27 protein-coding genes and 1 tRNA gene are annotated in these 25,764 nt (G+C 69.7%); 17 read left to right on the forward strand and 11 right to left on the reverse strand.

Going from position 1 to position 25,764, the window contains the following annotated elements; translation table 11 throughout:
- Positions 1–9: 9 nt before the first annotated feature.
- Together AC4NMM_RS08200 and AC4NMM_RS08205 are read right to left on the reverse strand one after the other, a co-directional pair.
- Entirely contained in the window at positions 10–900 is an 891-nt protein-coding gene (locus AC4NMM_RS08200) for an SAM hydrolase/SAM-dependent halogenase family protein (protein ID WP_096393162.1), read from the reverse strand.
- 693 nt (positions 901–1,593) lie between these two features.
- The gene (locus AC4NMM_RS08205; RefSeq protein WP_096393161.1) at positions 1,594–2,124 is read right to left on the reverse strand and encodes a nicotinamide-nucleotide adenylyltransferase; all 531 of its coding nucleotides are present in this window, start codon (positions 2,122–2,124) and stop codon (positions 1,594–1,596) included.
- A 170-nt stretch (positions 2,125–2,294) separates the two neighbouring features.
- Between AC4NMM_RS08205 and lonB the strand changes: the two genes are divergently transcribed.
- From lonB to AC4NMM_RS08230, 5 genes are all read left to right on the forward strand, one after another.
- Positions 2,295–4,631 (forward strand): ATP-dependent protease LonB, encoded by a 2,337-nt coding sequence (lonB, locus tag AC4NMM_RS08210; RefSeq protein ID WP_491924045.1) that lies wholly within the window; start codon positions 2,295–2,297, stop codon positions 4,629–4,631.
- Between the two features lie 108 nt (positions 4,632–4,739).
- The gene (locus tag AC4NMM_RS08215) at positions 4,740–5,522 is read left to right on the forward strand and encodes a CBS domain-containing protein (protein ID WP_491924046.1); all 783 of its coding nucleotides are present in this window, start codon (positions 4,740–4,742) and stop codon (positions 5,520–5,522) included.
- 120 nt (positions 5,523–5,642) lie between these two features.
- Positions 5,643–5,882, forward strand: a complete 240-nt coding sequence (locus tag AC4NMM_RS08220; RefSeq protein ID WP_491924047.1) for a hypothetical protein — start codon at positions 5,643–5,645, stop codon at positions 5,880–5,882.
- Between the two features lie 85 nt (positions 5,883–5,967).
- A complete protein-coding gene (locus AC4NMM_RS08225) occupies positions 5,968–6,921 on the forward strand; it encodes an NOP5/NOP56 family protein (protein WP_491924048.1) in 954 nt (317 codons plus the stop codon).
- Positions 6,914–7,552, forward strand: a complete 639-nt coding sequence (locus AC4NMM_RS08230) for a fibrillarin-like rRNA/tRNA 2'-O-methyltransferase (RefSeq protein ID WP_491924049.1) — start codon at positions 6,914–6,916, stop codon at positions 7,550–7,552. Before AC4NMM_RS08225 ends, AC4NMM_RS08230 begins: the two co-directional genes overlap by 8 nt.
- A gap of 39 nt (positions 7,553–7,591) precedes the next feature.
- Here the strand turns inward: AC4NMM_RS08230 and AC4NMM_RS08235 are convergent, their stop codons facing one another.
- Positions 7,592–7,978: an ArsR/SmtB family transcription factor gene (locus tag AC4NMM_RS08235; RefSeq protein WP_491924050.1), complete on the reverse strand. Its 387-nt coding sequence runs from the start codon at positions 7,976–7,978 to the stop codon at positions 7,592–7,594.
- 94 nt (positions 7,979–8,072) lie between these two features.
- Between AC4NMM_RS08235 and AC4NMM_RS08240 the strand changes: the two genes are divergently transcribed.
- Positions 8,073–8,756, forward strand: a complete 684-nt coding sequence (locus AC4NMM_RS08240; RefSeq protein WP_096396092.1) for a DUF7509 family protein — start codon at positions 8,073–8,075, stop codon at positions 8,754–8,756.
- Between the two features lie 45 nt (positions 8,757–8,801).
- Here AC4NMM_RS08240 and AC4NMM_RS08245 read toward each other — a convergent pair whose 3' ends face one another.
- The 3 genes from AC4NMM_RS08245 to AC4NMM_RS08255 form a co-directional block, all read right to left on the reverse strand.
- Positions 8,802–9,005 (reverse strand): helix-turn-helix transcriptional regulator, encoded by a 204-nt coding sequence (locus AC4NMM_RS08245; protein WP_096393154.1) that lies wholly within the window; start codon positions 9,003–9,005, stop codon positions 8,802–8,804.
- Entirely contained in the window at positions 9,002–9,418 is a 417-nt protein-coding gene (locus AC4NMM_RS08250) for a DUF2178 domain-containing protein (protein ID WP_096393153.1), read from the reverse strand. The genes AC4NMM_RS08245 and AC4NMM_RS08250 overlap by 4 nt, the downstream gene beginning before the upstream one ends.
- 143 nt (positions 9,419–9,561) lie before the next feature.
- Complete coding sequence (locus tag AC4NMM_RS08255; RefSeq protein WP_491924051.1) at positions 9,562–9,870, reverse strand: transcription initiation factor IIB family protein; 309 nt, start codon at positions 9,868–9,870, stop codon at positions 9,562–9,564.
- A gap of 123 nt (positions 9,871–9,993) precedes the next feature.
- Here AC4NMM_RS08255 and AC4NMM_RS08260 point away from each other — a divergent pair, with 123 nt between their 5' ends.
- The 4 genes from AC4NMM_RS08260 (at position 9,994) to AC4NMM_RS08275 (ending at position 13,082) form a co-directional block, all read left to right on the forward strand.
- Positions 9,994–10,695 (forward strand): endonuclease III domain-containing protein, encoded by a 702-nt coding sequence (locus AC4NMM_RS08260; RefSeq protein ID WP_096393152.1) that lies wholly within the window; start codon positions 9,994–9,996, stop codon positions 10,693–10,695.
- A gap of 42 nt (positions 10,696–10,737) precedes the next feature.
- The gene (locus tag AC4NMM_RS08265; protein WP_491924052.1) at positions 10,738–11,310 is read left to right on the forward strand and encodes a phosphatase PAP2 family protein; all 573 of its coding nucleotides are present in this window, start codon (positions 10,738–10,740) and stop codon (positions 11,308–11,310) included.
- Between the two features lie 69 nt (positions 11,311–11,379).
- Positions 11,380–11,464: transfer RNA gene (locus AC4NMM_RS08270), tRNA-Leu, on the forward strand.
- Positions 11,465–11,795: 331 nt separating this feature from the next.
- Entirely contained in the window at positions 11,796–13,082 is a 1,287-nt protein-coding gene (locus AC4NMM_RS08275) for a sulfatase-like hydrolase/transferase (RefSeq protein WP_491924053.1), read from the forward strand.
- A 33-nt stretch (positions 13,083–13,115) separates the two neighbouring features.
- Here the strand turns inward: AC4NMM_RS08275 and AC4NMM_RS08280 are convergent, their stop codons facing one another.
- The 4 genes from AC4NMM_RS08280 to AC4NMM_RS08295 form a co-directional block, all read right to left on the reverse strand.
- Positions 13,116–13,598: a hydrolase gene (locus AC4NMM_RS08280; RefSeq protein ID WP_096393149.1), complete on the reverse strand. Its 483-nt coding sequence runs from the start codon at positions 13,596–13,598 to the stop codon at positions 13,116–13,118.
- A gap of 123 nt (positions 13,599–13,721) precedes the next feature.
- Positions 13,722–14,744, reverse strand: a complete 1,023-nt coding sequence (locus tag AC4NMM_RS08285; protein WP_491924054.1) for an NADP-dependent oxidoreductase — start codon at positions 14,742–14,744, stop codon at positions 13,722–13,724.
- 77 nt (positions 14,745–14,821) lie between these two features.
- Positions 14,822–15,973, reverse strand: coding sequence for a CapA family protein (locus AC4NMM_RS08290; protein WP_491924055.1), 1,152 nt, complete (start codon positions 15,971–15,973; stop codon positions 14,822–14,824).
- 87 nt (positions 15,974–16,060) lie between these two features.
- On the reverse strand, positions 16,061–16,261 hold the full coding sequence (locus AC4NMM_RS08295) for a VNG_1110C family protein (protein WP_096393146.1): 201 nt from the start codon (positions 16,259–16,261) through the stop codon (positions 16,061–16,063).
- A 205-nt stretch (positions 16,262–16,466) separates the two neighbouring features.
- Here AC4NMM_RS08295 and AC4NMM_RS08300 point away from each other — a divergent pair, with 205 nt between their 5' ends.
- The gene (locus AC4NMM_RS08300; RefSeq protein WP_096393145.1) at positions 16,467–17,576 is read left to right on the forward strand and encodes an OBG GTPase family GTP-binding protein; all 1,110 of its coding nucleotides are present in this window, start codon (positions 16,467–16,469) and stop codon (positions 17,574–17,576) included.
- Between the two features lie 259 nt (positions 17,577–17,835).
- Entirely contained in the window at positions 17,836–18,336 is a 501-nt protein-coding gene (locus AC4NMM_RS08305; protein ID WP_491924056.1) for a DUF7960 family protein, read from the forward strand.
- 10 nt (positions 18,337–18,346) lie between these two features.
- On the opposite strand, the gene AC4NMM_RS08310 is transcribed toward AC4NMM_RS08305, so the two are convergent.
- A complete protein-coding gene (locus AC4NMM_RS08310; RefSeq protein ID WP_096393144.1) occupies positions 18,347–18,625 on the reverse strand; it encodes an acylphosphatase in 279 nt (92 codons plus the stop codon).
- Positions 18,626–18,736: 111 nt separating this feature from the next.
- Between AC4NMM_RS08310 and AC4NMM_RS08315 the strand changes: the two genes are divergently transcribed.
- From AC4NMM_RS08315 to AC4NMM_RS08335, 5 genes are all read left to right on the forward strand, one after another.
- Positions 18,737–20,296, forward strand: a complete 1,560-nt coding sequence (locus AC4NMM_RS08315; protein WP_096393143.1) for a phosphohexomutase domain-containing protein — start codon at positions 18,737–18,739, stop codon at positions 20,294–20,296.
- A 201-nt stretch (positions 20,297–20,497) separates the two neighbouring features.
- A complete protein-coding gene (locus AC4NMM_RS08320) occupies positions 20,498–21,625 on the forward strand; it encodes a BMP family lipoprotein (protein ID WP_096393142.1) in 1,128 nt (375 codons plus the stop codon).
- Positions 21,626–21,720: 95 nt separating this feature from the next.
- On the forward strand, positions 21,721–23,400 hold the full coding sequence (locus AC4NMM_RS08325) for an ABC transporter ATP-binding protein (protein ID WP_491924057.1): 1,680 nt from the start codon (positions 21,721–21,723) through the stop codon (positions 23,398–23,400).
- Positions 23,397–24,641, forward strand: coding sequence for an ABC transporter permease (locus tag AC4NMM_RS08330; RefSeq protein ID WP_096393140.1), 1,245 nt, complete (start codon positions 23,397–23,399; stop codon positions 24,639–24,641). The genes AC4NMM_RS08325 and AC4NMM_RS08330 overlap by 4 nt, the downstream gene beginning before the upstream one ends.
- On the forward strand, positions 24,634–25,725 hold the full coding sequence (locus AC4NMM_RS08335; RefSeq protein ID WP_096393139.1) for an ABC transporter permease: 1,092 nt from the start codon (positions 24,634–24,636) through the stop codon (positions 25,723–25,725). Before AC4NMM_RS08330 ends, AC4NMM_RS08335 begins: the two co-directional genes overlap by 8 nt.
- The last annotated feature ends 39 nt before the right edge of the window (positions 25,726–25,764 follow it).

A 25,764-nucleotide genomic window follows, 5' to 3' on the forward strand; every position in this document is an offset into this window, starting at 1 on the left:
TTTCGACGCTCAGAGGCTCACGCTGTCCGGCACGAACCGCACCGAGTCCCCCGGCCGGAGGTCGAACGCGCCGTCGCCGCGGCCGTCGTTGACGTCGCACTCGGCGTAGCCGTGGCTCCCGACCGTGACGAGGCGCTCGCCGGGCTCGACCGCGCCGAACGTCTCCGCGACCGGAGTGAGGTCGCCGTTGACCCGGATCCAGTCGCGGCCGCGGATCAGCTCGCCGGGGACGTTCGTGATCACGTTGCCGAACCGGTCGATCGCGAGTACCTCGCCGTCGACGGCGGTCACGTCGCCGTCGCCTCCGCCGCCATCGCCCTCCTCGCCGTCGCTACCGTCGTCGCCGTCGCGCTCGATCGACGGCTCCGGGAAGCGGACGTCGACCGGGTCGGCCGCGGGCGTGAGGCCCTCCATCGCGTCCAGCGTCTCGGCGACCGCGTCGGCGTCGGGCGCATCGTCCGGCGCGCCGGCCGCCGCCAGTTCGTCGTCGAGCGCGACACGGACCCGGGCCGCGGTCGGGGCGAACACGTCGCGCCCGTGGAACGTCTCGCTCGCGGGGTCGTCGACCGCGACGGTCCACGCTTCGACGTCGCCCTCGGCGCCCGCCAGCGCCCGGGCGGGCGGCATCGCGAGGCCGTTGTCCGGGGCCACGATGACGTTCGCGCCGGCGCGGACGACCAGGGCGGACCGGTCGGTGCCGACGCCGGGGTCGATCACGGCGCAGTGGACCGCCGGCGGGAACTCGGGGAGGACGAACCGGAGCCAGAAGGCCGCCGCGCGCGGGTCCCCGCGCGGTAGGTCGTGCGCGACGTCGATCATCTCGGCGTCCGTGTGTCGGCGGATCACGCCCTTCATCGCGGCGGGGTACGGCGAGCCGAAGTCCGAGGCGAGCGTTATCATGTCAGAACCCGCGGTCGGCGCAGATTTAAAAGGAACGGGCGGCCGCGCCGCTCACTCGACAATCGACAACTGCGGTGGCGTCGCCGGCGGCTGTAAGAGGCGCGTCGCGCCTCCCAGCGTGCCGACGAGCGCCCGCAGGGCGCGAGTCGCACGCGCGAGGGAGTCGCGAGCGAAGCGAGCGACGAGGCTGGGGAGGTGTGAGGTGCGGTTGCGGTGCGGGGCGGGACTCAAAGGGGCAGCCGCGGGGGCGCCGTAGGCGACGCAAGCACTGGAAGGAGCGAGCAACGCGAGCGACTGAAGCGCGCAGCGAGCGTACGGCGCCCCCGCGGCTGGGGCTTTGGAGGTGTTCGCCGCCGGTCCACGGTCAGTTATTTATAAGCGAGTAGCTGGGGATTTGGAAGTGTTTGCCACCGATCTACGGTCAGTTATTTATATACAAGCAACTGGGTCTTTGGAGGTCTTCGCCACCGGTTCACTAGCAGCCATTTATAACTGAGTAGCTGGAGATTTGGAGGTGTTCGCCACCGATCCGTAATCGACTATTTATAAGTGAGTGACTGAGGTTTCGAAAATAGACACTACCGATCCGCTGACACTCTTTTATAAGCGACCGGAGCCGTCGAAAACGCTCTCCGTCAGTCCGTGACAGGCGATTCGCGGCAAACGAACGCTCACACGGTCGTATTCCCCGCCCTATTGATCCGAGGGCTCGTCGCCGTTGGAGTCGGTCTCGGCGATCCGGCGGATGCGCTCGACGCCGTCGACCTCGCGGATCACGTCGACGACGGCGTCGGGAACGAGGGCCTCCCAGTCGCGGCCGCGGATCATCCGCTCGCGGAGCTCGGTTCCCTCCAGCACGTCGCGGCGGAACATCGGCGACTGGCGCACCTCGACGCCCGCCTCCTCGAACAGGCGGACCACGAGCGGGTTGTTCGAGTACGCGACATCGAACCGCGGGGTCATGCTCTGGACGTGGCTCACCCAGACGGAGTTGCGGTCGAGATCCTCGATGGGGACGACGTAGGTGGTGGCGTCCAGCTCCTCGACGGCCTTCGTCACCATCATCACGCGCTCGCCGGCCGTGAAGGGGTTCCGCGTGGTGTGGGAGTCGCCGGCGGAGCCGATCCCCAAGACGAGCTCGTCGACCTCCGCCGCGATCTCTTCCACCATGTGCCGGTGGCCGTCGTGAAACGGCTGATACCGGCCGATGTAGAACCCCCGCATGAGTGTACGTACCGTCGGCGTCATTTATAAACCCCGTGGGAACGCTCGGACGCCGAGATCGGCGGATATACGGCTTCAAAACGGCGTTTGCTGCCCCCATGCCGGCGCCTCCGGGGGGAGAAAGTATATCAGTAGCCGACCCGTCCTTTTCGATAGCGACACCCGATTCTATGAGCAACGAGAAGGACACGAACGACCCGACGGCCGACGACCCCGACGAACCGCCCCACGGCGGCGTCGACGACTCGAGTCCGGCGGGGAACGGCGAGGACGCCGCGCGCGGCGATCCCGAGCCCGACGACGGTCCGGCGAACGACCCCGGCGTCGACGACGCCGCGGACCACGACGACGGGTCGGCGGCGGACCCCGAGGACGGGGAGTCGGCCGCGGACCCCGACGACGGGGAGTCGGCCGCGGACCCCGACGACGGGGACGACCCCTGGGACGACGGGGTCGTCGTCGACGACGGGGACGGGTTCGACGAGACCGAGGTCGTCGGAGAGGACTCCGACGGGGCCCGGAACGGTAACAACCCCGATCCGGCCGACGACGGCGGGATCGACGAACTCGGTAGCACCGTCGAGGTCGAGGGCGCCGAGATCGAGGAGGACCCGGACGAGGACGACCTCCTCGGCGGGCTCAAGATCGACACGACCGCCGAGCTGGAGATCCCCGACCGGCTCGTCGACCAGGTCATCGGGCAGGAGCACGCCCGCGACGTGATCATCAAGGCGGCCAAGCAGCGCCGCCACGTGATGATGATCGGCTCGCCCGGGACCGGGAAGTCGATGCTCGCGAAGGCGATGTCCGAGCTCCTCCCCAAAGAGGAGCTCCAAGACGTCTTGGTGTACCACAACCCCGACGACGGCAACAAGCCGAAGGTCCGCACGGTGCCGGCCGGCAAGGGCGACCAGATCGTCGAGGCGCACCGCGAGGAGGCGCGCAAGCGCAACCAGATGCGGTCGCTCCTCATGTGGATCATCATCGCCGTCGTGCTGGGCTACGCGCTCATCATCGTCGGCCAGATCCTCGTCGGCATCATCGCCGCCGGGGTCGTCTACCTCGTCTTCCGCTACCTCAACCGCGGGTCGGACGCGATGATCCCGAACCTGCTGGTGAACAACGGCGACACGAAGACGGCGCCGTTCCGCGACGCGACCGGCGCGCACGCCGGCGCGCTGCTCGGCGACGTCCGGCACGACCCGTTCCAGTCCGGCGGGATGGAGACGCCCAGCCACGACCGCGTCGAGGCGGGCGCCATCCACAAGGCGAACAAGGGCGTGCTGTTCATCGACGAGATCAACACGCTCGACATCCGCAGCCAGCAGCACCTCATGACGGCGATTCAGGAGGGCGAGTTCTCGATCACGGGCCAGTCCGAGCGCTCCTCGGGCGCGATGGTCCAGACCGAGCCCGTCCCGACCGACTTCGTCATGATCGCGGCCGGGAACCTCGACGCGATGGAGAACATGCACCCGGCGCTGCGGAGCCGTATCAAGGGGTACGGCTACGAGGTGTACATGGAGGACACGATCGAGGACACCCCGGAGATGCGCCGGAAGTACGTCCGGTTCATCGCCCAGGAGGTCGCGAAGGACGGCCGCCTGCCGGAGTTCACGGCCGAGGCCGTCGAGGAGGTCATCCTCGAGGCCAAGCGCCGCTCCGGCCGGAAGGGCCACCTCACGCTCCTGTTCCGGAACCTCGGCGGACTCGTCCGCGTCGCGGGCGACATCGCCCGCGGCGAGGACGCCGACTACACCACCCGCGACCACGTCCTTCAGGCGAAGGGCCGCTCGCGGTCCATCGAACAGCAGCTCGCCGACGACTACATCGAGCGCCGGAAGGACTACGAGCTCCAGGTCTCCGACGGCTACGTCACCGGCCGCGTCAACGGCCTCGCCGTGATGGGCGAGGACTCCGGGATCATGCTCCCGGTGATGGCCGAGGTGACGCCCACCCAGAGCGGCGGCCAAGTGATCGCCACCGGCCAGCTGAAGGAGATGGCCGAGGAGTCGGTCCAGAACGTCTCGGCGATCATCAAGAAGTTCTCCGACGAGAACATCTCCGAGAAGGACATCCACATCCAGTTCATCCAGACGGGCCAGCAGGGCGTCGACGGGGATAGCGCGTCCATCACGGTCGCGACCGCCGTCATCTCCGCGCTGGAGAACGTCGGCGTCGACCAGAGCCTCGCGATGACCGGCTCGCTGTCGGTCCGCGGCGACGTGCTCCCCGTCGGCGGTGTCACCCACAAGATCGAGGCGGCCGCGAAGGCCGGCTGCGACCGGGTGATCATCCCCGCGGCCAACGAGCAGGACGTGATGATCGAAGACGAGTACGAGGAGATGATCGAGGTCATCCCGGTCTCGCACATCAGCGAGGTCCTCGACATCGCCCTCGAAGGCGAGGCCGAGAAGGACTCGCTCGTCTCCCGGCTGAAGTCGATCACCGGGTCGGCGCTGAAGGACGGCAACGTCTCCGGCCCGTCGAACCCGAGCCCGCAGTAAGCGGTTCCGCGGCTTCTCTTTCCGCCTCCTTATCCTGTCCCGCTCAGTTCCTCGTTAGCGAGCCGTCGCCCCGCCCCCTTTTTATCCCGGGGACGTTTACGGCGGACGATGAGCGGGAAACCGACGGTCGGGGAGTACATGACCCGCGAGGTGGAGACGGTCAGCCCGGACGAGACGGTGGCGACCGTCGCGCGCCGCATGGCCGACAGCGACGGCCACAACGGGTTCCCCGTCACGCAGGGCCGCACCGTGGAGGGGTTCGTCTCGGCCGGGGACCTGCTGCTCGCGGACGACGACGCCCCCGTGTTCACGGTGATGACGGAGGACCTGATCGTCGCCCACCCGGACATGAAGGTGACCGACGCCGCGCGGGTAATCCTCCGCTCCGGCATCCAGCGGCTCCCGGTCGTCGACGACGCCGACAACCTCGTCGGGATCATCTCGAACACCGACGTGGTCCGCTCGCAGATCGAGCGCGCGACGCCCGGTAAGGTCGGGAAGCTAATGCGGACCCTCTCGCAGATCCACGGCGTCGAACTCGACGAGGAGCGCCGCGAGGTCGCCATCGCGGACCTGACGCCGACGCAGGCCCGCGTGTACGCCGACGAGCTGGAGGGGCGACAGTACGAGCTCGAACACGGCCTCGCTGAGCCGCTCGTCGTCATCGACAACGGCGGCACCCTCTACCTGGCCGACGGCCACCACCGGGCGATGGCCGCCCGCGAGGCCGGCATCGAGGCGATGGACGCGTACGTGATCGTCCCGCAGACCCCGGTCGACCTGGGGATGGCGAAGACCGCGGAGAAGGAGGGGCTCCGCGTCGTCGGCGACATCGAGGTCGTCGACTACGCGCGACATCCCCTCGTGGAGACGACGAAGCGCCTTCAGTAAGCGGGAGCGACGGCGACCGCATCACACCGACCACCCGCCTCGATCGGGCTATCCGCGCCGACCACTCCAATTCGTGGTTTTCGCAGACACATTTTTATGAGCAGACAAGAAACGGGGAGTATGGGATCCCGAATCCGAAACTCGTTGAGCAGGGCGAAGTACGCGGCCGTCGGCGCCGCGGTGGGCGCCGCGGTCGGCGGGCTGTGGAGCCGAAACGCGGCCAGCACGGGCGGCGCGCTCGGCGGGCTGGCGGGCGCGACCCTCGCCGAACTGAAGTCGGGCGCGGGCGGGGTGTTCGCCGATAAATCGGACGACGCCGACGGCGACGACAGTGGCGCCGAGGGCGACGCGGCGGCGTGAGCGGCGCGGTGACGTGACGGCCGGGGGAGCGCGACCCCGGTCGCATCGGGAACGTCTATACCGCCGGGGCGAGTAGCCGCCGGCAATGAGCGACACCGACGCCGGACCGGACGCGAGCACTGCGTCCGACGGCGGTGGCGGCTGGTTCGAGGCGCTGCCGTCGGACGCGACCGGCGAGACCGACAGCGAGACGGAGAGCGACGGCACCGCCGCGGCCGGAGCGACCGCGACGCGGGTGCGTGACGGGAGCGCCGCGTCGCCCGCCGACTGGCCCGCGCGCGCGGTCGAGTCCGGCTTCGCGGACGACGCCGACGAGTACTACGACCGGCTCAAGGCCGCGACGACGCGCGCGACCCGCGAGGCGGTCCGGGAGCGCGAGCGCGCCGACGACGCGCAGCTGATCCACGCGGTTCGGGCCATGGACGACGCCGAGCGCGTCGCCAACGAGCTCGCCGAGCGCGCCGTCGAGTGGGCGGGAAGCCTCTTCGACGAGGTCGGCTCCGGAGTCGAGGGCGCCCGAGAAATCGCGGCGCGCGAGCCCGAGAGCGAGGTCGAGCGACGGGCGGTCTCACTCGCCGAGCGCGCCGCCGGCCTCGACGACGAGCGGGCGGCGCTCGCCGAGACGATCGGTCGGATCGCGCCCGCGGTCGCCCCGAACCTCACCGAGATGGCCGGGCCGGAGCTCGCCGCGCGGCTGATCGCGCTCGCGGGCGGGCTGGAGCCGCTCGCGAAGAAGCCCTCCGGCACGGTTCAGGTGCTCGGCGCCGAGGACGCGCTGTTCGCGCACCTCTCGGGGCGCGCGCCATCGCCGAAACACGGGATCATCTACACCCACGAGTTCGTCCGCGGCACGCGACCCGAGGACCGGGGTTCCGCGGCGCGCGCGCTCGCTGGGAAGCTGACGCTCGCCGCCCGCGCCGATCATTACGCCGGTGAGCGGCGCGAGCGGCTCCACGACGACCTCCGCGAGCGGATGGCAACGATCCGAAAGCGTACCGAGGACGATGCGGCGAACGACGGGGGTAACGGCGATGAGTGACGCCGCACTCCCCGACGGCGTCGAGCGCCGGGAGTTCGGCGGCGAGGAACGGCTGGCGACCCGCGGCGAGCCCGTGTACGGCGAGCCGACCGCGGACGGCTGGCGCGCGTGGGACCCCGAGCGGTCGAAGCTCGGCGGGATGCTCGAACTCGGGTTGGAGACGGGCTTGACGGGCGGCGAGACGGTCCTCTACCTCGGCGCCGCGAGCGGGACGACGGTCAGTCACGTCGCCGACTTCGCGGGCCCCACCTACGCTGTCGAGTTCGCGCCCCGCCCGGCGCGGGACCTGCTCGACGCCGCGGCGTCCCGCGACCGGCTGTTTCCGCTGCTCAAGGACGCGCGGAGGCCGGAGACGTACGCCCACGTCGTCGAGAGCGACGTCGACGCGCTCGTTCAGGACGTTGCCACGCGCGGGCAAGCAGACGTCGCCGTGCGCAACGCGGAGTTTTTGGCCGAGGACGGGCGGCTCCTGCTAGCGATCAAGGCGCGAAGCGAGGACGTGACCGCGGACCCGGAGACGGTGTTCGAGGGCTCGCTCGATCGGCTCCGAGACGCGTACGAGATTCTGGAGACGCGGCGGCTCGACCGGTTCCACGAGGACCACCTCGGCGTCGTCGCGACGCCGCGGTAGGGCCGGGATACGTGGGAGGGTGTCTCGACAGCTCTCGCCTTATACCGCCTCGGCTCGATCGTTGACCGCCTCGAATAGCTGTGGGACGAACGCTTCCGCGAGCGGCGACAACTCGTATATCCGTCTCTTTCCGTCTCGGTACTTTCCGACGAGACCCGCATCTTCTAGCGTGTCGAGGTGGTGGTACAGGTCGTTTTGACGGCGATCGAGGGCGTCTGCGAGCTCACCGCTCCCGATCTGTCCTTCCTGAGACAGTAAGTACAGGAGCGTGAATCTGGTCGGCTCGCCCATCGCTTTGAGCCGCTCCGCCTCGCGATCGAGATCGAGCGCATCGTTGAGTAGCTCCGTTTCGACTCGATCGTACCCCGCTGGGCGGTCGTCCACCGTTTCTCTCTGTTCCTCGATCTCGGCTTCCCGTTCGCTCATACGCGTACGTCGGACGCCAAGGCGGATATACTTAATGAATGTTAAGAACTTGCTGACAGTATTGATATACGAAGCGGTAACGACACCCGGAATGATGGCGGACCTCGAGACCGACGGTGAAACACCGATTCGGGACATCATCGTCGACTCCGTCTCATGGGCGGACTCCTCCGATGTACTCGTCTTCTTGATGGGACCGTATCGGCTGCTGGACCCGTCGTATCTCTATCCCGGCGACGACTATCCGCTCCCGCAAGATCCGCTCGCTCCCGAGGGTGACGTTGCTGCTTCCGATGAGATCCAAGCCACGCTCAGATCGATCTGTCGAGAGGTCTCGAAGAAGACGCAAGCCGCGGTCTTCATCGCCAGCGACGTCGATATTCCGACGAAAGGAGAGACCACGACCGAAGGGTTCGCAGAACCCGGACTAGCGGTAATCGATCAATCGGTCGCGTTCGCGAAGGCGAGCGACGGGAACGCGTTCGTCTTCACCAAAGCGGGCCTCACGACTGGGACCGGCGCCGAAGCTGGCGCGGTTCCGGAGTACTTCAGACTTCGAGAACCCGGCTCACGGCGACGCGATCCGAGGTCATTCTGTATCTTTTCCGAAGCGGAACGAAGCAGCGGGAACCAGAAGACGTACGAACCGAAGTTCAGCAGCGCGTCGATCGATGAGATGGACGACGCCTACAGCCTGCGCTTCCGATATTTCGCCGACCGAAACGAACTGGAGGCCAAGCTCATCGATTTTATCGAATCATACGTTGTCCCGATATGATACGAAGACCCGGAGACGGCACGTAGTGTGCGATCCCGAGACCGCTCAGCGACCCTCTTCTGCCGGATCGAAGATGTCCTCGATCCGGCAGTCGAAGTGGGCGGCCAACTCGAAGGCGAGCTCCAGCGAGGGGTCGTACCGCTCGCGTTCGATCGCGTTGATCGTCTGGCGGGTGACTCCGACCGCGGCCGCGAGGTCGGCCTGACTCTCGTCGGTCTCGGCGCGCCGGTCGCTGATGTCGTTTCTCATGTCCGGTACTTGTGGTAGAGAACGGACGCGCCGAACACGGCGAAGACCGCGAAGAGCGTCCACGTCGCGCCGTAGAACTCGCCCGGGAGCGTGATCAGTCCGCTCTCCTGTAACGCGAGCCCGCCGGGCGTTCCGAGGATGAAGACGTACGCGAAGACGTTCATCGTGTTCTGGCTCGCCTTGCGCTCGATGGTCGTGTCGCGCTCGTCGTACAGCTCGACGGGGCTGAACCGCTGGACGAGCCCCATCCCGAGGCCGCCGGCCCAGTACAGGGCGACGCCGAGGACGAATCGATCGAGCGCGATGCCGACCCACAGCGCGAGGATACCGGCGCCGAGCAGGCCGTACGCGATGCGTTTGTACCGCTTTCGGGCGGAGGGCCGAGTCGTCGCGGAGGTGGTGTGTTCGCTCATGGTGGAGGTAAAGCGAGCGTGGATTATATGTAAAGCTCGCTTTACAGTAAAGGATACTTTACGTCGAATAATAAATCTGTCGCTGTCGAGGACGCTACGGACAGGCCGCTTGAGGGCCCGACAAACGCCGGATCTTCCAGATTTCACCACGACGGCGGCGAAAATCCCGCGTCTTCGAGGATCGGCTTCCACCGCTGCTGGACCGAGAGCCGCGAGACGTCCATCGCGTCGGCGACGGCGGACTGCGAGCGCTCCTCGCCGCGGATCAGGCCGGCTGCGTAGAGGCTGGCGGCGGCCGCGACGCGCTTCCCGCGGTCGTCGTCGGGCGCACGGGAGAGGAAGAGGTCCACCGCGGTCGAGCGCGTCTCCTCGTCGAGGTCGAGCGAGACGCACGCCTCCTCGACCAGCTCGATCCACGCCTCGTTGTCGACTCGGTCGCTCGCCCGGTACACGCGGGGTGATTGGCCGGCAAGGGATATAAACGACCGCGTCCGCGGCCCGGCTCCGACCGCGTTCGGAGCGTACGATCCCACCGCCTCCGCCGCGCTCAAGTCGCCCGCCCACGTAGCGCGCGTATGTCGACACAGCAGTGGGACGAGACGCGGGTCCGGGCGCTTCACGACGACCTCGTCGAGCTGTACGAGCCGGTCGACCGCGTCGCCGAGCACGGCGCGGACCCGACGGCCGAGCCGGGCGAGGGCGTCCGCCAGCTCGTGACGACGATCCTCTCGCAGAACGTCGCCGACGAGAACACGCGGCGCGCCTCGGAGGCGCTGTTCGACCGCTACGACGACTTCGCCGCGATCGAGGCCGCCGACCACGAGGAGCTGAAGGAGACGATCCGCGTCGCCGGGCTCGCCGAGCAAAAGGCGGCCCGAATCCAGCGCGCGCTGACCGCGATCCGCGAGGAGACCGGCGGCGCGTACTCGCTGGCGTTCCTCGACGCGATGCCGACCGACGAGGCGAAAGGCTGGCTCACCGAGATCAAGGGCGTGGGCCCGAAGACCGCCAGCGTCGTGTTGAACTTCCACTTCGGAAAGCCGACGATGGCGGTCGACACGCACGTCGAGCGCGTCTCGAAGCGGTTCGGCCTGGTGCCGGAGTCGGCGTCGAACGAGCGCGCGCACGAGGTGTTAGACGGACGGGTGCCCGACGAGCTGATCTACCCGCTTCACGTCCTCCTGATCCGACACGGCCGCGAACGCTGCTCGGCCCGCGGCGCCGACTGCGACAACCCCGTTTGCGACGCGTACTGCGACTGCGAGTTCTGCCGGTGAGCGCGGCCTCTATGGTCGTTCGGCCGATAGGATCGATCACTCATGTTCGCCCTTCTCGGAGCGGTTCTGAACGCCGTCCAGACGTTCGACCATCTCGCCGTCGAGTTCGTCGGGGCGATCCGCACGTCGCTTCTGACCGTGATGATGACGTCGATGACCGGGCTCGGATCCGTCACGGCCGGGGTCGTGTTCGTCGGGCTGTTCTACCTCGCCGGCTGGCGCGAGGAGTTCGTCAAAAGCGTCGTCGCGCTGTCGCTGCTCGGCGTCGTCGTCTGGGGGCTGATGTCGCTCGTCGACCGCCCGTTCCCACCGAATCCGATCTGTATCACCGAGGGGGACACCGGCGTGACGAGTTCGTTCCCCTCGGGACACGCGGCCGCAGTGACGGCGTACGCGGCGATCGCGCGCAACTCCGACGAGCTCCCGTTCGCGGTCGCCGCGGGCTTCGCCGGACTGATCTCCTTCTCGCGGATCTACCTCGGGACGCACTACCTCTCCGACACCCTCTTCGGAATGGGGCTCGGGGTCGCCGCGGTGCTGTTCGCGGAGTGGCTCCTCGATCGAGTCGGCGAGGAGGCGGTACTCGATCTGTTGCCGTTCGACACCGACATCTGAGCGGGGAATCGGGGCGCGGCGGGTCGGTAGCGACAACTATTTTTGAACCACTCGGGTACGGGTACTCGCGCGCGGGTTGCCGAGCCAGGCCAAAGGCGTAGCGCTTAGGACGCTATCCCGTAGGGGTCCGCCGGTTCAAATCCGGTCCCGCGCACTGAGCGAAGGAGCGTAGCGACTGAGCGAGGGAGCAGGAGCGGATTTGAGCCCAGCGAGAAAGGCGCAGCGAACGGAGTGAGCGAGCATTTCTCGCCTCGGTTCGAATCCGGTCCCGCGCATGTGTCTCCGAGCAGTTCGCGAGGAGACTCATCGTTGCGAGGATTCGAACCCTCCCAGACGCGCGCAGCGAAGCGAGCACGTCTGGGTTCGGTTCGAATCCGGTCCCGCGCACGCCTCTCCTCGGGAATCGCTCGGCGACGCCGCACCGCGAGGTGTCGAATCCTGCGGCGACAACAGATATAACCTCAGCGGCGGCGTACTGCGGCCAGATGCCACGCCCGCCGAACGTCTTTCTCCTGTCCGCCGACGCGCTCAGGGCGGATCACGCGACCGAACTCGTCGAGGCGGTCGCGGAGCGGACGGGCGGGACCCGGTTCGCGAACGCTGTCGCGCCGGCCTCGCACACGGCCAGTTCGATCCCGGCGCTCGCGACCGGGCGGTTCATCGACGAGGAAGGGGCGGTCGACGACCCGCTGCTCCCGTCGTCGCTCTCGGGCGACGGCTACCGCACGCGGGTGTTGACCGACAACCCCCTCGCCGCCGACGCGCTGACCGAGCGGTCCGTCGGGGAGGCCGGCGGGCTGAGCAACCTGTTGGACGACCTGCTTCCGCGCGGGGTGACCCGGCCGGTCGAGCAGGCGTACTTCCGGCGCCTCTGGCCGACGTTGCGCCGTCTCGGGCTCGCTGACCCCTACTACCGGCCGGCGGCGCGGCTCCACGAGCGCGCGCTGGAGGCGCTGTCGGGGGAGACCGACCCGGTGTTCTGCTGGCTCCACTACATGGACACCCACAGTCCCTACTACGTCCCGAGCGACGGCGAGGCGGCCGGGACGCTCGACTCGGACCGGGCGGCCGCGATGAGCCGGAGCCTCACGATAGGGGACGCCGCGGACGTGGACCGGGACGAGGCCGAGCCGGTCGCGCGGCTGTACCGCCGGGCCTGCGAACACCTCGGCGGGTCGGTCGTCGAGTTCGTGAGCGAACTCCGGGAGCGGGGGCTGTACAGGCCCGACCGGGACGTGCTCGCGGTGACGGCCGACCACGGGGAGTGCCTCGACCCCGGGCGGGGAGTGTTCGGCCACCTGCCGCCGGCCTCGTGGGAGTCGCTCGTCCGCGTCCCGCTCGTCGTCGCGCGGCCCGACTGGCCGGAGTCGACCGTGGACGAGCAGGTCTCGCTCGTCGACCTGCCCGGTATGCTCCGACCCGAACCGGGAGCGGCCGCGCCGCCGACGGCGTTCGGCCGGGAGTACGTCGAGACGGTCGCGGGGACGCTCACGGCCGAGGGAGTCGTCCGCGGGGTCCGCCGGGCGGACGGGGAGAAGCTGTTCGGGCGGCGGACGGCGGACGGCACCGACGTGGTCCACGCCCGCTACGAGGTGGGCGACCCGGCCGCGGAGACGGTCGTCGGGGAACCGTACGGCGACGGCGCGGCGGCGACGGGCGTCCCCGAGGGGCTGCTCGAACGGGCCGCCGAGGCGGGCGGTCTCGTCGGCGACGAGCAGTACCTCTCCGGTCTCGACGAGTCGCACCTGCGGGCACTCGGATACGTCGAGTAGCTGCGCGCCCTCGAATACGTCGAGTAGGGGGCGTCACGCGCCGATCTCCGGCGGGCCGTCGCGCAACAGGAGCGCGCCGGCGAACAGCCATATCGCGACCTCGACGTAGAACGACGGCGTCCAGAGGTACTGGAGCGCGAACGACCCGGGACCGGCCCCGATGGAGTTCCAGCTCCGAACGACCGGCCAGAGGAGGAACACCGTGTTCTCCGGTCGGCCGTTGATACTGATGTGGGCGGCGTCCGCGACGAGGTGCGTCGCCCAGCCGACGCCGACCGCCGCGACGGCTCCGGTGGCCGACGCGGCGCCGTACCGACGGGCCGCCAGCCACCCGGCGCCGAGGACGCTCGCGAACAGCGCGGAGTGGGCGACGGAGTGATAGGTGGGGACGTGTCCGAGCATCGCCAGCGGCTTGTCGACGAGGTCCGGGAGCGCCGCGCCCGCGACGACCCACGGCACCGGGAAGCGGTTCCGCGCGACGAGCGCGCCGATGAGGAGGTGGGTCGCGAACAGCACGGCTGTGCTACGCCCTGTTGGCGTTTTTGCGTTACGCTCCGATCGGCGCGCGTCTCACCGGCGCGGAGCGGTGGATGGGATGGGTGGGATGTGGTGGGATGGGGCGGCACTGAGCCGGCGTCGTTACTCCGCGTCCGCCGCCGACACCCGCACCACCTGCTTGCCGATGTTGTCGCCGGAGAACAGGCCGAGGAAGGCGTCGGGGGCGTTCTCCAGCCCCTCCACGACCGTCTCGCGGTGTTCCAGGTCGCCGCTCGCGACCCACTCACCCAGCCGCTCGCTCGCCTCGCCGAAGCGGGTTGCGAAGTCGCCGACGAGCAGCCCCTCGACCTTGGCCCGCACCGGGATCAGCCCCGGGAGCTTGCGCGGTCCGGTCGGGACCTTCTCGTCGTTGTAGTGAGCGATCTGGCCGCAGACCGCGACGCGCGCGTCGAGGTTCAGCTTCGTGAACACGGCGTCCGTGATGGGACCGCCGACGTTGTCGAAGTACACGTCGACGCCGTCGGGCGCGGCCTCGTCGAGCGCGGCGCGGTAGTCGTCGGTCGACTTGTAGTTGATCGCGGCGTCGAAGCCGAGCTCCTCGGTGAGCCAGTCGGTCTTCTCGTCGCTGCCGGCGAAGCCCACCACGCGGCAGCCGTTGCGCTTCGCGATCTGACCGACGACGGAGCCGACCGCACCCGCCGCCCCGGAGACGACGACCGTGTCGCCGGGCTTGGGCTCGCCGACTTCGAGGAGCCCGAAGTAGGCGGTTCGGCCGGGCATTCCGAGGACGCCGAGGTACGCCTCGGGGGCGGCGACGCTCGGGTCGACCGGCGCGACGTCGTCGGCGTCGAGGGTCGCGTAGTCGGCCCACGTCCCCTCGCCCGTCACGAGGTCGCCCGCGTCGTACGCGTCGCTCTCCGCCTCGACCACTTCGCCGACGACGCCGCCCCTGAGCGCGTCGCCGACGTCCCACGGCTCGGCGTACGACTCCCCCTCTCGCATCCGGCCGCGCATGTACGGGTCCACGGAGAGGAACCGCGTCCGGACGAGGAGTTCGCCCGGCGCGGGGTCGGGGACGTCCGTCTCGCGCAGTTCGAAGCTGTCCCGATCGGGCTCGCCGGTCGGCCGCTCGGCGAGAAGCCACTCGCGGTTGGTGTTCGTCACGGCCGACGTTAGGGTACGAAACGCAATAGGGTTTGGACCCCAGCAGGGCGCGGGGGCGACTCGGGCGGGCGACGAGGTCAGTCGCCGCCCAGCGGGATCCGCAACCGGCCGCCGTCGCGCTCGCCGTCGACGCCCTCGACGTCGGTCCCGAACGCCGCGGAGCGCTGGGCGACCGTCTCCCGAACCCACTCGGCGACGTCGCCGTCGGCCAGCGTCGCGGTCTCGTCGACGATCTCGGTCGGGCGGACGTCGAGCGCGGCGGGGTCGCCGTCGCGGACGACGAGCTCGAACAGCGCGCTGCGCTTGTTGCGGACGCCCTCGCGGTCGACGTAGTCGACGTAGTCGTCCACGAAGTCGCCCGCGTCGTAGATGATCGGCCTCCCGTCGTACACCTCGACGCCCTGGAGGACGTGGGCGCTGTGGCCGTGGACGACGTCGACGCCCCGCTCGACGAGCCAGCGGCCGAACCGCTCGTGGACCGCGCGGGGCTCGGTCTCCCAGTTGGCGCCCCAGTGGAGCGAGGCGACGACGAGGTCCGGACCGAGGTCGGCGACGCGGTCGAGGACGTCGCCGACGAGGGCGCGCGTCTCGCGGACGGCGGGGTCGAGGCGCGCGAACGCGGTGCCCGGGCGGTCGTCGGTCGCCGCGAACGCCGTCGACTGGTCGGTGAGTCCGAACGCGGCGACGGTGAGGTCGCCGGCCTCGAACGTCGCGGGTTCGAGCGCCGCGTCGGCGTTCGTGCCGGCGCCGGCGCGGGCGATCCCGGCGTCCGCGAGGTGCGTTCGGGTGTCGCGGAGGGCGGGCTCCCGGTAGTCGAGGACGTGGTTGTTGGCGAGCGAGACGAAGGAGGCGCCCGCCGCCTCCAGCGCGGGTATCGCGAACGACGGCGGCGACCGGAAGTAGTAGGCCTTGTCCGGCCAGCGCTCGCCGCGGTCGGAGACGCAACACTCCAGGTTGCCGACGAGCGCGTCGAGATCGCGGAGCCGCGGGAGCGTCGTCCCCCAGACGCCCGCCGGGTCGTCGCTCTCGGCCCAGCGGTCGGCGACGCTGCGTCCGAGCATCAGGTCGCCGACGAAGCCGATCCGTGCGTCGCCGAGGGGTCCGTCGTCGGCGTCGCCGTCGTCAGCGGCAGGGTCGCCCGCGTCGAGGCCGGACGGAACGGCGGCGCAGCCGGCGGTCCCGCCGAGACCCGCGACGCCCGCGGCGAGCAGCGACCGGCGAGAGACCATCGTCACGTGGCCTCGGCGAGCGGCGACTTTAACCCTCCGAACGGGCGGACGGCGGAGTGGTTCGGCAGAATGGGGAGGTGAAAACGGCTACGCGACGGCGACGCCGTTGCGCGTGAGGTAGTCGCTCGCGGCCTTGATCTCGACCGGGCTGCCGATGATCCGGTACTGTTCGGCCGTCTCGACGACGGTGACGGTGAACCGGGCTTCGAGGGACTCTCGGTGACCGTCGAGCGCGCGGCGCGGGAGGACGATCTGCGTGCTGTCACGGAGGCTCGACGGGTCTGGCATTCGGCGTGGGTTGGGATTATTCGGCGCCGATATAACCGTGTCGAAGTATCGGCGGTCCAACCACTCCTACGGCGACGATCCGTCGGTTCGCGGAGCGCGGTCGGGCGGTCTAGTCCGCGCCGCCGGGCGGGCGGTGCGGTCCGCGCCGCCATGCGGGCGGTTCGAAGGAACACCTTTAACGAGCCGACCGGCCGAGAGACGGGTAATGGGACTGGAGGAGGAGATCGAGGACCTCCGCGAGGAGATCGCCGAGACGCCCTACAACAAGTCCACCGAGGCTCATATCGGGCGTCTGAAGGCGAAGCTCGCGGAGAAGAAGGAGAAGCTGGAGAACCAGTCCTCCGCCGGCGGCGGCCACGGCTACGCGGTCGAGAAGCACGGCGACGCCACGGTCGCCCTCGTCGGCTTCCCGAGCGTCGGCAAGTCCACCCTCATCAACGCCCTCACCAACGCCGACAGCGAGGTCGGCTCCTACGAGTTCACCACCCTCGACGTCAACCCCGGCATGCTGCAGTACCGCGGCGCGAACATCCAGATCCTCGACGTGCCGGGGCTGATCGAGGGCGCCGCGGGCGGGCGCGGCGGCGGGAAGGAGGTGCTCTCGGTGGTCCGGACCGCGGATCTGGTCGTGTTCATGCTCTCCGTCTTCGAGATCGAGCAGTACGACCGCCTGCGCGAGGAGCTGTACGCGACGAACATCCGCCTCGACACCGAGCCGCCGAACATCAACATCCGGAAGACGCACAAGGACGGGCTCGGCGTGACGATGAGCGACGACGTGAGCTTAGACGAGGAGACGGTCAAGCAGGTCCTCCGCGAGTACGGCTACGTCAACGCGAAGGTGACGATCCCCCACGACCTCACGATCGACGAACTCGTCGACGCCGTGATGGACAACCGGGAGTACCTCCCCTCGATGGTCACCGTCAACAAGGCGGACCTCATCGACAAGAGCTATCTCCCGACGGTGAAGGAGGAACTGCGCGAGCGCGACCTCGACCCCGACGACGTGCTCTTCATCTCGGCCGAGAAGGAACTCGGCCTCGACGGGCTCAAGGAGCGCCTCTGGAAGGAGCTGGGCGTGATTCGGATCTACATGGACAAGCCGGGACGCGGCGTCGACTACGAGGAGCCCCTCATCCTCTTCGAGGGCGACACCGTCGGCGACGCCTGTTCGAAGCTCGGCGGCGAGTTCGACGAGCGGTTTAAATTTGCGCGGGTGTCCGGCGACAGCGCGAAACACGACGACCAGCAGGTCGGGAAGGGGCACGAACTCGCCGACGAGGACGTGCTCCGGATCGTCGCTCGGAAGTAGACTTTTAAATAGACGTGACAGCGCTATCGCATCAGGCGCTCCCCGATCGGTTATAAATAGCTGCCAGTCGATCGACGGCGAACACCGCCGAAGCCCCCAGCCGCGAGGAGCTTCGGCGACGGACGTCTCATCGTGACCTTTCTTCCATCGACGGCGTGAGTACTCTGTGCGGTCGCGAGTCGTCGACGGCGCTCCCGGCGCGGCCGAAGGGCACTCCGCCGCCGAAACGCACACCCCTCTCCGGCGCGTAGCGATCGGCGTGTACGCCGGACTGAAGAACACTCCCTGCTGTCTGTGCGGCCGGGACGACACCCACACCCGGATCGCCGTGCCGCCGCGCGCGCTCCGGCTGATGGAGAACGGCGGGCCGATCGCGTGGCGTGACGTGGTCGGCACCGTCACCCTGCGCTTCTGCGCCGACGACTGGGACCTCGTGAGCGACCTCGCGATCGAGATGGACACACACCCCCTCTCGCGGTGTAACGCGGCGCACGTCTCCCTGGACCTCCGCGAGGACCACGAGGCGCTGCTGTCGGCGACGAAGGCCGAGACGGACCAGACGGAACTGGAGGCGCGGCTCGCGAGTGAGGCCGAGGCGACCCTCGACGCGGTCGACGACCCCTACACCGAGGGGCGCGACGTGGTGGAGGCGATCGTCGTGTTGCGCGCGTTGGAGGAGCTCGGCGTTCGAAACGGAGCTGGCCGGGGCGCCGAGGCCGCCCCCGGAGCCGGAGAGTCGACGCCCGCGGACGACGACTGACCCGGCCGCGTCACCGCCTGATCTCGAACTCGTCCTCGCCCTCCGGCTCGCCGTACTCGACGTCGACGTCCTCGACCTCGGCGGCCTCGCTTCCGGTCTCGCACCACGCCACCATGTCGCGGACGTCTCCCTCGGGACCCTCGAAGACGGCCTCGACCCGGCCGTCGTCGAGGTTCCGCACCCAGCCGTCGACGCCCGCCTCGCGGGCGGCGTCGCGGGTGCTCGCTCGGTAGAAGACGCCCTGAACGCGGCCGGAAACGAAGACGTGCGCGCGAACGCGGTCGGTCATCGCTCGGTCGTGCGACCGCCTGCTTGTTAAACGGCCCGCCCGCGACCGACATTCGACCGACCCGCGCCCGCAACCGACGCCTACTAACTCCCGGGCGCCGAGGTGGGCGACATGGACCTGTTCGGAACCGCCGGGATACGCGGCGGCGTCGAGGAGCGCGTCACGCCGGCGCTCGCGCTCGCCGTCGGGCGAGCCGTGGCCGCCGAGATCCGATCGCGAAGCGAGGGGTCGCCCTCCGAGTCGAGCCCCGAACCCACGGTCGTCCTCGCCCGCGACGGCCGGGTGACCGGCCCGGCGCTCGCGGCCGCGATGGAGGCCGGGCTGGCCGCCGGCGGCGTCGCCGTGCGCCGCGCCGGGCGACTCCCGACACCGGCGCTCGCGCACGCCTCGCGCGGTCGCTACGGCGTGATGCTCACCGCCTCGCACAACCCCCCGACCGACAACGGGATCAAGCTCTTCCGCGACGGGACGGAGTTCGACCGCGACGCGGAGCGCGCCGTCGAGTCGCGGGTCGCCGACGAGGAGCCGGTCGCCCCGTGGGACGAGTGGACCGAGGCGACCCGAGCCGATCCGCTCGGCGACTACCTCGACGACGTGCGCGAGTACGCGGCGGGATTCGGCGCCCCCCTCGACGGCCTCCGGGTCGCGGTCGACTGCGGCAACGGGATGAGTGCGCCCGCGACGCCGACCGTCCTCCGCGAGCTCGGTGCCGACGTCGTCACGCTCAACGGCAACGTCGACGGTCACTTCCCCGGCCGCGGGAGCAAGCCGACGCCGGAGACGCTCGCCGACCTCCGCGCATTCGTCGCGGACGCCAACGAGGGCGTCGAGAACCCGGGGCGGCCGACGGGCGACCGGAGGGACGGCGACGGCGCTGAGGGAGGCGACGACGGGGCAGGCGAAGCGGGCCATGCCGAGGGGTTCGCCTTCGGCATCGGCCACGACGGCGACGCCGACCGGATCGTGATCGTCGACGCGGACGGCGAGGTCGTCCACGAGGACACGGTGCTCGCGGTGCTGGCGGAGCGGTACACTCGGACGAGCGACGCGGCGGACCCGGTCGTCGTGACGACGCCGAACGCCTCCGGCCGGATCGACGAGCGCGTCCGGGAGGCCGGCGGGCGCGTCGAGCGCGTGCGACTCGGCGCGCTCCACGAAGGGATCGCGGCCGTTCGGGAGGAAGCCGGCACGGCCGGCGCGCTCGGCGAGGCCGGTGCGGTCGGCGAGGCGGGCGCCGCCGGGGAGGTCGGCGCCGAGACGCGCGTCGTGTTCGCGGCCGAGCCGTGGAAGCACGTCCACGTCGCCTTCGGCGGGTGGATCGACGGGGTCGCCTCCGCGGCGGTGATCGCGCGCCTCGTCGCCGACGAGGGGCTCGACGCGCTCCGAGAGCCGGTCACAGAGCGCCCGTATCGGAAGGTGAGCGTCTCGTGCCCCGACGACGCGAAGGAACCCGTGATGGACAGGCTGGAGACGGCGCTGCCGGACGCGTTCCCCGACGCCGCGGTCGACACCGACCACGGCGTCCGGCTGGAGTTCGAGGACGGCTCGTGGACGCTCGTGCGACCCTCGGGCACGGAGCCGTACGTGCGCGTGTACGCCGAGAGCGACGACGTCGACGCCCTCGTCGCCGAGGTCGAGGGCGTCGTCGAGGACGCGGTCGCGGCGGCGTAGGTCGGGCCGACGGTCCGGGCGCGGTACTCCGTCGATCCCGTCGCCACGTTCACGACCGTGTAAAATTCGGATTCGTGGATCGGATCACGGGGATCGGCGGGGATTTTGCCCGGTATTCGGCCGAGTCCCTTCACGAACGTGTCACATCGCTGCCCTCGGAACGACGAATTTATGCCGCGTTCCGACGGGGATAGGAACGAGATGACATCCGACTTCGATCGGCGGCGGTTCATCAAGGCGGCAAGCGCGGCGGGCCTGGTCGGCCTCGCCGGATGTAGCGGCGGCCCGAGTGAGGGCGGAGACGGATCAGACGGCTCGACCGACTCGGACGGCTCCGACGGGTCCGACGGCGAGAGCGCCCCGGCGGCGAACGTCGGGATGGTGTACGCGACCGGCGGCCTCGGCGACGGGTCGTTCAACGACCAGGCCCAACAGGGCGCGCTCGAAGCGGAAGAGGAGCTGGGCATCTCGTTCGGAGAGGCCCAGCCGGACGAGGTGGCGCAGTTCAGCACGTTCCAGCAGCAGTTCGCGAGCTCGACCGACCCGAACTACGACCTGGTGTGTTGTATCGGCTTCCTCCAGGCCGACTCGCTCTCGGAAACCGCCGAGTCGTACCCCGATCAGGACTTCATGATCGTCGACGAGGTCGTCGAGGCGGACAACGTCGCGAGCTACACGTTCCGGGAGCACGAGGGGTCGTACCTCGCGGGCCTGATGGCGAGCCTGCTCACCACCCGCGACTTCTCGGCTGGCGCCGGCTCCACCCAGGGCGACTCCACGAACCTCGGGTTCGTCGGCGGCGTCGAGTCCTCCCTGATCCAGAAGTTCCAGGCCGGCTTCCAGGCGGGCGTCGCCGCCGGCGCCGACGACGTCGACGTCAGCGTCAACTACACCGGGAGCTTCAGCGATCCCGCTGCGGGTCGCGAGGCGGCGAATTCGATGTACAACAGCGGCGCTGACATCGTCTACCACGCCGCGGGCAACACCGGCACCGGCGTGTTCCAGGCCGCACAGGAGCAGGGGAAGTTCGCGATCGGCGTCGACCGCGACCAGTCGATCACGCGCCCCGACTACGCCGACGTCATCCTCGGGAGCATGGTCAAGCGCGTCGACACCGCCGTCTACAACGCGATCGAGGCGACCGTCGAGGGCGAGTTCCCCGGCGGCTCGAACATTACGCTCGGGCTCGACAACGACGGCGTGGCGCTCGTCTACGGCGACCAGCTCGGCTCCGAGATCCCCCAAGAGGTGCGCGACGAGGTCGCGAGCGCCCGGGAGGACATCATCGCCGGCGATATCGACGTTCCCTCGTCGCCCTCGGACACGTAGGGCTCCACGGACCGGCCGCCGCCGTGGGGCGCGTCGCGCGGTCCGACCCATATCCAAACATATTCACGCCCCCTCGAACCAGAGAGAACCAGACAATGGCCACAGCCGTCCACCTCGACGGGATAACCAAGCGGTTCCCCGGCGTCGTGGCGAACGACGACGTCGACCTCGAGGTCGAACGCGGTACCGTACACGCCCTCCTCGGCGAGAACGGGGCCGGGAAGACGACGTTGATGAACGTCCTCTACGGCCTCTACGAACCGACGTCGGGAGAGGTTCGGCTCGACGGGGAGCCGAAGGCGTTCGGCTCGCCGCGGGACGCGATCGACGCCGGCGTCGGGATGATCCACCAGCACTTCATGCTCGTTGACCCGATGACCGTCACCGAGAACATCACGCTCGGCAACGAGCCGCGGAAGTGGGGCGGGCTCGCCGTCGACCGAGACGCGGCCCGGGAGGCCGTCGTCGACCTCTCCGACCGGTACGGCTTCGACGTCGACCCCGACGCGCGGATCGAGGACGTCTCCGTCGGGGAACAGCAGCGCGTCGAGATCCTGAAGGCGCTGTACCGCGGCGCCGAGACGCTGATCCTAGACGAGCCGACCGCCGTGCTGACGCCGCAGGAGGTCGACGAGCTGTTCGAGGTGCTGGAGGAGCTCACCGCGCAGGGGAAGACGATCATCTTCATCACCCACAAGCTGGGCGAGGCGATGCGCGCGGCCGACGAGATATCCGTCCTCCGGGACGGGCGGAAGGTCGGGACCGTCGACGCCGACGGGACGAGCCAGGAGGAGCTGGCGGAGCTGATGGTCGGCCGCGAGGTGCTCATGGACGTCGATCACGGGGCCGCGGAGACGGGCGACGTCGTCGCGTCGGTCTCGGACGTCGTCGTCGAGGACGACCGCGGCGTCCGGGCGGTCGACGGCGTCTCCTTCGACGTGCGGGGCGGCGAGGTGTTCGGGATCGCCGGCGTGGACGGCAACGGCCAGTCGGAGCTCGTCGAGGCGGTGACCGGGCTCCAGTCGGTCGACGCGGGCGAGGTCCGGTTCCGCGACGAGGACGTGACGACCGCGTCGCGGCGCGAGCGGATCGACGCCGGAATGGCGTACGTCCCCGAGGACCGTCAGGAGCGCGGGCTGGTGATGGAGTTCGACCTCGTCGAGAACGGGCTGTTGGGGAGCCAACACGACCCGGAGCTCGCCGCCGGCGGCCGGATCGACTGGCCGAGGACGCGCGACCGCGCGGAGGCGATCATCGACGAGTACGACGTCCGGCCGCCGGACGCCGACGCGGACGCGGAGTCGCTCTCCGGCGGCAACCAGCAGAAGTTCATCGTCGGTCGGGAGTTCGAGCGCGACCCGGAGTTCGTCGTCGCCTCGCACCCGACGCGCGGCGTCGACGTCGGTTCGATCGAGTTCATCCACGAGCGGCTGCTGGAGCTCCGCGAGCAGGGCGTTGCGGTCCTCCTCGTCTCCTCCAAGCTGGAGGAGGTACAGGGACTCTCGGACCGCTTAGCGGTCATCTACGAGGGCGAGTTCATCGACGTGGTCGACCCCGACGAGACGACCGAAGAGGAGCTCGGCCTGCTGATGGCGGGCGAGCGGCCGGGGGGCGACGCCGGGGACGGCGAGCCGACCGCGACCGACGTCGACGCGGCGGTCGACCCGGACGCGGGAGGCGGGGACCCCGACGAGACGGAAGGCGGCGGCTCCGGCGAGCGGGATCGGGACGAGCCGGTCGACAGCGCGGACCCCACGGACGGTGAGCGGGCGTGAGCGCCGCCGACCGCGTGCGGCAGGCGCTCTCTCGGCTCGCCACGGCGTCCGCGACCGAGCGGATCCTGATCAGCACGGCCGCGCTCGTGCTCTCCGTGCTCATCGGCGCGGTGCTCGTTCTCGTCGCCGGGCGCATGACGACCTGTACCGCCGGCGAGGCGGTGTACTACTTCGGGACCGGGTTCTGTTACGACCCCGTCGTCGTGTTCGACCGCCTCTTCCTCGGGGCGCTGGGCGACCCCCTCAGCGGGGGCTGGTCGCCGAACGGGCAGTTCGCGGTCACCCTCCGCGAGACGACGCTGCTGATATTCACCGGGCTCTCCGTCGCCTTGGCGTTCCGCGCCGGGATCTTCAACATCGGAACCCAAGGCCAGCTCGTCGTCGGGGGGCTGGCGACCGCGCTCGGCGTCCTCTGGGCGTCGTCGCTCGTGTCGGGCGTCGTCGGGACCGTCGTGCTGATCCCATTCGGGCTCCTCGTCGGGGCGGTGTTCGGCGGCCTCTACGGCGCGATCCCCGGCCTGTTGAAGGCGTACGCCGACGCCAACGAGGTGATCACGACGATCATGCTCAACTTCATCGCGACCGGCGTCGCGCTGTATCTGGTCAGCGGCGTGTTCAAAGACCCCGAGAGCGCTGCCAACCAGACGGTCCCCCTCCCCGAGTTCGCGCAGTTCCCGGCGGTGCTGTTCGGCGCGCGCCAAGACTTCTCGCTGGTCGCGCTGGCCTTCGGGCTGCTCGCGCTCGGCGCGCTGTACTACGTCCTCGAACACACGGCCTTCGGGTACGACGTGCGCACGAGCGGCGTCCAGCCCGAGGCGGCCGAGTACGGCGGCGTCGACGCCAAGCGCACCGTCGTCGCGAGCCTGACGCTCTCGGGCGCGCTCGGCGGGATCGCCGGCGCGATGTACGTGATGATGGTGCTCGGCACGTTCCAGACGGGGATCCCCTCGTACGGCTTCGACGGGATCACCGTCTCGATCCTCGCCGGGAACAACCCGCTCGGCGTCGGGATCGCCGCGCTGCTTTTCGGCGTGCTGAAGAGCGGGACGACGGTCGTCCAGTTCGCCACCGACGTCCCGCCGCAGCTCGTCGGGGTCCTCCGCGGACTGATCATCCTGTTCGTGGCGATGCCGGAGTTCTTCCGGCTGCTGGCCCGCGGGTTCCCGGGGACCGGACGGAAGCCGGAGGCGGCCGCGACCGACGGCGGCGTCCCGACCGACGGAGGTGAGACGGATGAGTGACGCGTCCGCCGACGGTTCGGCGACCGAGTCGGGCCCCGAGCGGGAGTCGATCTTCGAGCGGTACTCGGCCCGCGCGCTCTTCGCCGGCGCGACGGTCGCCGCGGTGGTCGCGCTGCTTCTCGCCGGGCTGGTCTTCCCGGACTCGGTCGCCGGGACGCTCGCGGACGCGCTCACGAGCCGGTTCACGCTCGCCTCGGCGCTGCGGCTCTCGGTGCCGATTGCGTTCGCGGCCCTCGGGGGGATCTTCGCGGAGAAGTCCGGCGTGATCAACATCGGGCTGGAAGGGCTCCTGATCATCTCGGCGTTCAGCGCCGTCTACGTCGCCGACGTCACCGGCGGGGTCTGGGTCGGCTACGCCGGGGGAGTGGTCGCGAGCACGCTGCTCGCGGCGCTTTTCGCCGTCGTGACGATCGGGTTCCGGGCGGACCAGATCATCGCCGGGCTCGCGGTGTGGCTCATCGCGCTCGGGCTCGCCCCGTTCGCCTCGCAGGTGTTCTACGGGAGCCCGAACTCCCCGACCGTCGCGACGACGGGGTCGATATCGGTGCCGGTGCTCGCCGACATCCCGTTCTTCGGCGCGCTGTTCTCGGCGTCGCCGTCCGTGTACATGCTGTTCGTCGCCGTCGCCGGGTCGTGGTACGTGTTCGAGCGGACCGCGTTCGGCCGGTGGATCCGCGCCAGCGGCGAGAACCCGAAGGCGCTCGACACCGCCGGCGTGAGCGTCACCCGCGTCCGGTACGCCGCGGTGCTGATCTCGGGCGCGCTCGCGGGGATGGGTGGCGCGGCGCTGTCGCTCGACCTCGGGCTGTTCACCGGGAACGGCCCGACGATGGTCAACGGGAAGGGGTTCATCGCCATCGTGGCGTACCTGTTCGGCAACTACAACCCGGTCGGGACGTTCTTCTCGACGATGCTGTTCGCGGGGTTGGACGCGCTCCAGACCGTCCTCCAGACGCAGGGGATCGGGGTCCCCCGCCAGCTCATCCGGATCACGCCCTTCGTGGTCGTCATCGTCGTGCTCGCGCTGGTCGGTCGGACGCGGCTCCCCGAGGCGGCGGGCGAACACTACGAGACCGAGGAGTAATCGAAGCTGTCGAGCGGTTTTCCACGCTGGTCCGCTCCG

This window comes from Halorubrum sp. SD41 (genome assembly GCF_058630335.1).